The sequence below is a fragment of the Acidocella sp. genome, assembly GCF_036489515.1.
GTDB lineage: Bacteria > Pseudomonadota > Alphaproteobacteria > Acetobacterales > Acetobacteraceae > Acidocella.
Genome location: NZ_DASXFO010000007.1, coordinates 25,013 through 33,101, shown reverse-complemented (window position 1 = coordinate 33,101; position 8,089 = coordinate 25,013). Strand labels below are relative to the sequence as shown.

Annotated in this window: 11 protein-coding genes; 7 read left to right on the top strand and 4 right to left on the bottom strand. The window is 63.1% G+C overall.

Annotated features, from left to right (window positions below):
• Positions 1 to 47: 47 nt before the first annotated feature.
• Positions 48 to 176 (bottom strand): hypothetical protein, encoded by a 129-nt coding sequence (locus VGG47_RS01110; protein WP_331535012.1) that lies wholly within the window; start codon positions 174 to 176, stop codon positions 48 to 50.
• A 71-nt stretch (positions 177 to 247) separates the two neighbouring features.
• Here VGG47_RS01110 and VGG47_RS01105 point away from each other — a divergent pair, with 71 nt between their 5' ends.
• Positions 248 to 430 (top strand): DUF3311 domain-containing protein, encoded by a 183-nt coding sequence (locus tag VGG47_RS01105; protein WP_331535011.1) that lies wholly within the window; start codon positions 248 to 250, stop codon positions 428 to 430.
• The gene (gene mctP, locus VGG47_RS01100; RefSeq protein ID WP_331535010.1) at positions 430 to 1,950 is read left to right on the top strand and encodes a monocarboxylate uptake permease MctP; all 1,521 of its coding nucleotides are present in this window, start codon (positions 430 to 432) and stop codon (positions 1,948 to 1,950) included. Before VGG47_RS01105 ends, mctP begins: the two co-directional genes overlap by 1 nt.
• 122 nt (positions 1,951 to 2,072) lie before the next feature.
• Here mctP and VGG47_RS01095 read toward each other — a convergent pair whose 3' ends face one another.
• The 3 genes from VGG47_RS01095 to VGG47_RS01085 all read right to left on the bottom strand — a co-directional run bounded on the left by VGG47_RS01095 (position 2,073) and on the right by VGG47_RS01085 (position 4,559).
• Positions 2,073 to 2,513, bottom strand: coding sequence for a hypothetical protein (locus VGG47_RS01095; RefSeq protein ID WP_331535009.1), 441 nt, complete (start codon positions 2,511 to 2,513; stop codon positions 2,073 to 2,075).
• A gap of 104 nt (positions 2,514 to 2,617) precedes the next feature.
• Entirely contained in the window at positions 2,618 to 3,364 is a 747-nt protein-coding gene (locus VGG47_RS01090; RefSeq protein ID WP_331535008.1) for a gamma-glutamyl-gamma-aminobutyrate hydrolase family protein, read from the bottom strand.
• A gap of 1 nt (position 3,365) precedes the next feature.
• Positions 3,366 to 4,559 (bottom strand): multidrug effflux MFS transporter, encoded by a 1,194-nt coding sequence (locus VGG47_RS01085; RefSeq protein ID WP_331535007.1) that lies wholly within the window; start codon positions 4,557 to 4,559, stop codon positions 3,366 to 3,368.
• 166 nt (positions 4,560 to 4,725) lie between these two features.
• On the opposite strand from VGG47_RS01085, the gene hisB reads away from it, so the two are divergent.
• The 5 genes from hisB to hisF all read left to right on the top strand — a co-directional run bounded on the left by hisB (position 4,726) and on the right by hisF (position 8,085).
• The gene (hisB, locus tag VGG47_RS01080) at positions 4,726 to 5,316 is read left to right on the top strand and encodes an imidazoleglycerol-phosphate dehydratase HisB (RefSeq protein WP_331535005.1); all 591 of its coding nucleotides are present in this window, start codon (positions 4,726 to 4,728) and stop codon (positions 5,314 to 5,316) included.
• A gap of 13 nt (positions 5,317 to 5,329) precedes the next feature.
• Positions 5,330 to 5,965: an imidazole glycerol phosphate synthase subunit HisH gene (gene hisH, locus VGG47_RS01075; RefSeq protein WP_331535004.1), complete on the top strand. Its 636-nt coding sequence runs from the start codon at positions 5,330 to 5,332 to the stop codon at positions 5,963 to 5,965.
• A gap of 70 nt (positions 5,966 to 6,035) precedes the next feature.
• Entirely contained in the window at positions 6,036 to 6,581 is a 546-nt protein-coding gene (locus VGG47_RS01070) for a GNAT family N-acetyltransferase (RefSeq protein WP_331535003.1), read from the top strand.
• A complete protein-coding gene (hisA, locus tag VGG47_RS01065) occupies positions 6,578 to 7,309 on the top strand; it encodes a 1-(5-phosphoribosyl)-5-[(5-phosphoribosylamino)methylideneamino]imidazole-4-carboxamide isomerase (RefSeq protein WP_331535001.1) in 732 nt (243 codons plus the stop codon). The genes VGG47_RS01070 and hisA overlap by 4 nt, the downstream gene beginning before the upstream one ends.
• Positions 7,303 to 8,085: an imidazole glycerol phosphate synthase subunit HisF gene (hisF, locus tag VGG47_RS01060; RefSeq protein ID WP_331535000.1), complete on the top strand. Its 783-nt coding sequence runs from the start codon at positions 7,303 to 7,305 to the stop codon at positions 8,083 to 8,085. Before hisA ends, hisF begins: the two co-directional genes overlap by 7 nt.
• Positions 8,086 to 8,089: the final 4 nt, after the last annotated feature.

The following is an 8,089-nucleotide window of genomic DNA, read 5'->3' as shown; positions in this document are numbered from 1 at the left end:
TGTGATAGCAGCCCACGTCCTATTATGATACCTATTTGCCCGTCCAGTTAGTAATTTGGGTCATGGGCGTTGTCGGTGACAACGCCCATGACCCAAATTAATAAAAATTTTTGCGCCGCTTTTTTTAAAAAGCGGCCACTTTCTTCGCCGGCATCATCAAAGCAAAACTCCGTCAAGCGTGATGCGCATCGATCTTGTCAAACCAAAAGAGAGCGTCTAACCGACGTTCCGTTTCCTGGAGGCGCGTTTGGTCAAAATATTATTGCTTGTGGTCTTTGTAATCACGCTCGCGGTCCCGTTCTACAACCGCACCGGTCCGACTTTGCTCGGCTTTCCGTTTTTCTACTGGTATCAGATGGTGACCGTCCTGGTCTCCTCCCTTCTCATCTACGTCGTCTTCCTCGTTGAAGACCGCGAGGAGACCGAATAATGGCTTACCCCGTCGCTACGGCTGTCTTTCTGGTGCTGATCGCCTTCGTCATCGTTCTCGGTTTTTTCGCCGGACGCTGGAAGGCCGGCAATATGGACCATATCGAGGAATGGGGATTGGGCGGCCGGCGCTTCGGCACCTGGGTCTCCTGGTTCCTGATCGGCGGTGACACCTATACCGCGTACACCTTCATCGCCATTCCGGCGCTGATGTTCGGCGCCGGCGCGCTGGGCTTTTTCGCTGTCCCCTATACGGTGGTCTGTTACCCGATCCTGTTTCTGGTGTTTCCGAAACTTTGGAAGGTCGCACGCAACCACGGTTACATTACCGGTCCGGAATTCGTGCGCGGCCGCTATGGCAATCGCTGGCTGGCGCTGGCCATTGGCGTGACCGGCATTATCGCCACCATGCCCTATATCGCACTGCAGTTGATCGGCATGCAGACGGTGATCGGCGCCCTGGGGATTCCCGGACATATTCCGCTGATCATCGCCTTCGCGGTGCTCGCGGCCTTTACCTATACCTCTGGCCTGCGCGCCCCGGCGATGATCTCGATCGTGAAGGACCTGCTGATCTATCTGACCGTGATCGTCGCCATCATCGTGATTCCCATCGAGTTGGGCGGTTTTGGTTCGATCTTCGCGCATATCGCGCCCGCGAAGCTGCTTCTGCCCAAACCACCTGCGGGCGGCAGCGGGGCTTATACCAGCTACGCAACGCTGGCGCTCGGTTCGGCCATGGCGCTGTTCCTGTACCCGCATACGACGACGGGTATTCTCAGCGCCTCAGGTCCGCGGGTGATCAAGCGAAATGCGGCGCTGCTGCCGGCCTACACCGTCCTGCTCGGCCTGCTGGCCTTGCTGGGCTTCATGGCGGTGGCCGCAGGCGTGAAGACCATGCCGCAATTTGCTGCAGGCTTCGCGCATTACGGCACCACTTTCGCGATCCCGGCGCTGGTGCTCTATGCGTTCCCCGGCTGGTTCGTCGGCGTCGCCTTTGCCGCCATCGCGATCGGCGCCCTGGTGCCGGCGGCGATCATGTCCATCGCCTCGGCAAACATCTTCACCCGGGATATCTATAAGCAGTTCGTGTCATCGACGAGCGCAAGCACGGAAACGCAGATCGCAAAACTCTTCTCCATCGTCATGGTGGTGGGTGCCGTGGTCTTCATCCTGGGGATCCCCAATACTTATGCCGTGCAGCTGCAGTTGCTCGGCGGCATGTGGATCATCCAGACCTTCCCGGCGATCGCGTTCTCGGTGTTCACCCGCTACTTCAACGGCTGGGCGCTGCTGATCGGCTGGGCGGTGGGTATCGTCAGCGCGACCTATCTGGCGGCGTTGAACCATCTGACCGGCGCGATCTGGGCGTTTCATATCCTCGGCTACACGATCCCGAGCTACATCGCCCTGGCGACCGTGATCCTGAACGCCGTGATCGCTCTGGTGTTGAGCGCGCCACTCAACGCCATCGCGTCCGACCGCGCCCGCGACGCCACCAGCCCGGCTGACTACGTCTAAGGCGAACGAAGGAAAAAAACTTTGTTAATCTGGGCCGTGGGCGTTGTCGCTGACAACGCCCACGGCCCAGCGTCGTAAAAGTTTTTGCGCCGCTTTTTTCAAAAAACGGCTGCTTTCCTCATTTAAAAAATCGAGTTGATCAGGTCGTCACCAATGCCAAAACCGGCGCCCATGGTGATCGCCCGGCCAAAGCCGGAATTCATGAATTCGCCCAAAATCCCCCCGCTTTGCTGCTGCGGGTAACCGCCGTAATTCTGCTGGGGATAGGGCATCGGCTGCTGCATCGGCGGCTGATTGCCCCAGCCGGCCTGCTGCGGCATCTGATTCTGGTTCTGATTCTCCATGAAATTATGCAAAGCCTGCAGCAGATTGGCGACCTGGTTCTGCTCGGCCTGGATGGCCAGCGCAATGCTCTTGAGGTCCAGGAACCATTCCCTGGCATCCTGGTTGCCGGCCTGAGCGGAGCCCTGCAGCTTCGTGGCAAGGTCGCGCAGTTCCTGCACGGTCTGCTGGGATTGGGTCTGTAGCTGACGATACTGGTTGTCGATGGTCTGAATGTCCACGGTCACTCTCCTTTGGATAGGTCACTATATAGGGGGCTTTTGTGACAAATCCGAGGGCAACACCAAGGCAGAATGTGACGGCTTGTCACAACAACAGGTGAACGTCAGGCCTTTTTGACCAGCCGCCGATAGGCGTCGCAGGCCTGCCCGAAGGCCTCAAACAACCGCTTGCGGTCGAGGAAATGCGTGACTTCCCATTCCGGATGCCATTGCACGGCCAGGGCAAAACTGCTCGCGCCCTCGACCCGCACGGCCTCGATGGTGCCGTCCGGCGCCACCGCTTCGACCACGAGACAAGCGGCCAGCTGGTCGATCCCCTGCCCGTGCAGGGAGTTCACGCGAATGGTCTCGGCACCAGAAATCCGCGCCAGTTCTCCGGAGAGCGTCACGTCGTGCTTCAGGCTGAAGCGCTGCTCGCGCGTTCCTTCGCCGGCCCGATGATCCATGCGGCCCGGCACATTATGGACCTCCTGAAACAACGTGCCGCCCAGGGCCACGTTGAGCTCCTGCATGCCGCGGCAGATGCCCAGGATCGGCATGCCGCGGTCCAGCGCGGCACGGATCAAGGGCAGTGTCGTCGCGTCGCGCGCGGGGTCGTGGAGATCCGGCGTCGCGTCGAAATCCGCACCGTAGCTCATGGGCGCCACGTTGGACGGGCTGCCGTTGAACATGATGCCGTCCAGCCGGTCGAGCAGCGCGCCCATGGCCTCGCCTTCCGGCGGAAGGAGGACAGGAATGGCGTTCGCGGCCGCCATGAGGGCGGCGCCGTAACGCGCCGGGGTGGCGTGCTGGATGTAGTGATTCACCAGCTTGGTGCAGGCGGGAATTCCGACGACGCTAGGGCTAACCATATTATGACTCCACAGCCGGGAAGCTTAAGCGCGGGCGAAGGCAGGCTGCAAGGCCTGCCGCCAGCGCACAGAGCAGCATGCCCAGCGCCATCGGCGTGACGGTCTCGCTCCCCAGCGCCCCCATGGACAGGCCGGAGATGGCGCCGCCGGTATACTGCATCGTGCCGAGCAGGGCGGAGGCGCTTCCGGCATGGGCCTGGTGTCGCGACAGCGCGCCCACCATCGCACAAGGCGTCAGCAGCCCAAAGCCGGCCTCACTGATCAGAAGCCCCACGACGATGGCGTAAGGCCCCATGGGATGCCACGCCAGGAAGGCCAAGCCGAGGCACGCCAGCACCAGGATGCCACTCGCCACGGAAATGACGGGGGCGATGCCAAAGCGGTGCACCAGGCTGGGGGTGAGCTGGCTGTAACCGATATAGGCCATGGCATTCAGCCCGAACAACGCGGCGAAACCGGCCGTGCTCCAGCCATAATGGCCAATGAAGACCTGCGGCGAGGCGGCAAGATAGGCGAACAGGCAGGCCGAGACGCCGGCACCGATGCAGGCATGCGTGAGAAAAGCCCGCTCCTTGAAAATCGTGCCATAGCGGATGATGACGGGCAAAATGCCGATGCGCGAGCGGCGCTCGGGGGCGAGCGTGTCAGGGAGAAGCAGCCAGACCGCGCCGACAGCCAAAACGCCATACAGCGCACAGGCGGCGAAAATGAAGCGCCACTGCGCCACCGACACGACCAGGGCCCCCAGCATCGGCGCCAGGATCGGCGCCACGCCCATGACCAGCAGCAGCTGGGAAAACAGCTTGGCGGCGGCCGGTCCGTCGGCAAGATCCCGGACCATCGCCCGCGGAATCACCAGCCCGGCTGAGCAGCCCAGCGCCGATAGAAAGCGAAAGACGATGAAGGACTGCATGTCCCAGCATACGGCGCAGCCGATCGAAGCCAGCGTGTACACGACCAGCCCGATCAGCAGCGGAAGGCGGCGGCCCCAGCGGTCGGATAACGCCCCCTGGGTCATCTGCCCGAAGGCGAGCCCTACAAAATAGGCGGCCAGCGAGTATTGGGGGGCGGCGCTGTCGTGGAAATCACGGGCAATCGCGGGAAAAGCCGGCAGGTACATGTCGGTGGAAACCGGGCCGACAGCAATCAGAAAGCCAAGGAGAATCGGAAGTCTTTTGGTAACCGTGCGCGCCATGGGACGGGCTTTAGGCGGCGCAAAGCCAGAAGCGAAGGGGAAGACTTCTTTTTGTGAACAAAAAGAAGCAAAAAAACTTTATTAATCTGGGTCATGGGCGTTGGCGCGGACACCGCCCCAGGCCCACCCGCTTCAATTTTCGGCGGCACTGATGTAGGCCGATAGCATGACACGCAGATCCGAGCTGAGCCGCAAAACCACCGAGACCGATATTCTGGTCCGTCTGAAACTGGACGGAACCGGGGTCACCAAGATCTCCACCGGGATCGGTTTTTTCGATCATATGCTGACGGCCTTCGGCCGCCACGGGTTGTTTGACCTGGAGGTCGAGGCGCAGGGCGACTTGCATATCGACGCGCATCACACGGTCGAGGATGTCGGGATCGTTCTGGGCCAGGCGCTCGCCCATGCGGTGGGCGACAAAAGGGGCATCAACCGCTTTGGGCAGGCCAGCATTCCGATGGATGAGGCGCTGGTGGACGCGGCGATCGATCTGTCGGGCCGGAGCTATCTGGGCTGGCAGGTGAGTTTCGAGCGGCCGATGCTCGGCACCATGGACACGCAACTGGTCGAAGAGTTTTTCCGCGCTTTGACCAGCAACGGGTTGTTCACGCTGCATCTGCGCCAACTGGCCGGCACCAATGCGCATCACGTGGCGGAGGCGGCGTTCAAGGCGGCGGCGCGGGCGCTGCGCATGGCCGTCGCCGTGGACGCAAGCAGCGCCGACAAGATCCCCTCGACCAAGGGCAGCCTCTGATGCGGCGCGTACAATGCTGGTAGCCGTCATCGATTACGGCAGCGGCAATCTCGCCTCTGCCGCGCGGGGGCTGGCGCTTGCCGCGGCGCAGCAAAACGTGCCCGCCGATGTGCACATCACCGCGGACCCTGACCTGGTCGCGCGGGCGGATCGGATTGTCCTGCCGGGCCAGGGCGCGTTCGCCGATTGCGCCGCTGGTCTTGCCGCGGTCGAGGGGCTGCAGGAGGCGATGATCCGCCGCGTGGCCGAGGGCGCCCCGTTTCTGGGCATCTGCGTCGGCATGCAGCTGATGGCCGAACGTGGCCTGGAATTCGGCGTGACTCCCGGTTTTGGCTGGGTCGCCGGCGAGATCGCCCCCCTGCCGACGCGCCAGCTGCGCCTGCCCCATATGGGCTGGAACGAGCTGATGTTCGAGCCGGACGCGCACCCGCTTTTGGCCGGGCTGAAGCCGGGAGACCACGCCTATTTCGTCCATTCCTTCGCGCTGCAGGCCAGCCGGCCCGAGCAGGTTCTGGCCACGACGGACTATGACGGCCCGGTTGTGGCCATGGTGGCGGCGGGCAATCGCGCGGGCACGCAGTTTCATGTGGAGAAAAGCCAGCAGGTCGGGCTGCAGATTCTCGGTAATTTCTTGCGCTGGTCGCCGTAAGCGTGACAGCTTCGCAAACTGTCATGCCCGGCACCTTGATTAGCCCCCCGACACGCGCGAAGAGGCAGCCGTGAAATACGACCTGCCCCCACCCGCCACGCTGAACGCCGAGCGCATCGAGCAATTCGACGATGACGCGGATGTGCACGCGCTCGCCGAAGCCGCGACGGCGGCGATCCTCGATGGCGGCGGTTTCGGCTGGGTGAAGCCGCCGAAAGCCGCGTTGCTGGAACAATATTTTCGCGGGGTCCTGCTGGTGCCGGAACGCGAGCTCATCGTCGGCCGCATGGATGGCGTGATCTACGGCGCGGTGCAGCTGCACCGCCCCTCACGGAACAACGAAGCGCAGGCACTCGCGGCGCATCTGATGCATCATTTCGTGGCGCCTTACGCACGCGGCCATGGCCTGGCGCGGCTGATCATCGAGCGCGCCGAGGAACATGCCAGGGCGGCCGGCTATCAGGTCCTGAATCTGGACGTGCGTGAGACGCAGGAAGCCGCCATCGCCTTGTACGAAGCCGCCGGCTTCATCCGCTGGGGAACCCATCCGGCCTATGCAAGGGTGAAAGGCAAGACCCTGCGGGGACACTTCTATTATAAGTTGCTGCAAAAATGACACTGACCCTGTTTCCGGCGATCGATCTGAAGGATGGCACCTGCGTGCGCCTGCAACGCGGGGAGATGGACCGCGCGACCATCTATGGCGAGGATCCGGGCGCGCAAGCCAAAGCCTGGCAGGCGGCGGGTTTTTCCTGGGTGCATGTGGTTGACCTGAATGGCGCCTTCGCCGGCAAGACGGCGAACGGGCCGGCGGTGAAGGCCATTCTCGACGCGGTCGATATCCCCGTGCAGCTGGGCGGCGGCATTCGCGACATCGGCGCGGTTGAAGCCTGGCTCGCTGCCGGTGTTTCGCGCGTGATCCTGGGCAGCGCCGCCGCCAAGAATCCGGGCCTCGTCATCGAAGCCGCGAAAAAATTCCCCGGCCGCGTGGTCGTAGGGATCGATGCGAAAGGCGGCATGGTGGCGACCGAAGGCTGGGCGGAGACCTCCAGCCTCAAAGCCACGGAGCTGGCGCGGCGCCTGGAAAATGTGGGCATCGCCGCGATCATCTACACCGATATCGCGCGGGACGGCATGAAGACCGGGCTCAACCTCGATGAAACCACGGCGTTGGCGCGGGCCGTTACGTTACCGATCATCGCCTCCGGCGGTGTTGCCGGGATCGCCGATATCCGCGCCCTGAAAGCGGCGGCACAGGCGCAAAAAAACCTCGCCGGGACGATCCTCGGCCGGGCTTTGTATGACGGCAGCCTGGCGCCGGCGGAAGCGCTGGCCGCATGCTGAAACTCCGCGTCATCCCCTGCCTTGACGTCAAGGATGGAAGGGTCGTGAAGGGCGTGAATTTCGTCTCGCTGCGCGATGCCGGGGACCCGGTCGAGCAGGCGGTCGTCTACGATGCCGCCGGCGCCGACGAGCTGACCTTTCTCGACATCACGGCCAGCAGCGACAATCGCGACACGATCCTCGACGTTGTGTCGCGCACCGCTGAAAAGGTCTTTCTGCCCCTCACCGTGGGCGGCGGCATTCGCAGCGTGGCGGATATGCGGCGGCTCCTCCTGGCTGGTGCGGACAAATGCAGCATCAATTCGGCGGCCATCAGCCGGCCTGAGCTGGTGCGTGAGGCCGCGCAAAAATTTGGCAGCCAGTGCGTCGTGGTGGCGATCGACGCGCGCATGGTCTCGCCCGGGAAATGGGAGGTTTTCTCCCATGGCGGGCGGGTCAATACCGGCCTGGACGTGCTCGAATGGGCGCAGCGCATGGAAGCCTCCGGCGCGGGCGAACTGCTGCTCACCTCGATGGACCGGGACGGGACCGGCAAAGGGTTCGATTTGCCGCTGCTTAACGCCGTCTGCGCCGCCGTCCGCCTGCCGGTCGTGGCCTCCGGCGGGGTTGGGACGTTGCAGCATTTCGTGGAGGGCGCCGAAGCCGGCGCCACCGGGCTGCTGGCCGCCAGCGTCTTCCATTTCGGCCAGTTTTCCATCGCTCAGGTGAAACAGGCTTTGCTCGACGCGCACCTCCCCGTGCGCCCGCCCCACACAAAGGCTGATCATCATGGCTGAAGAA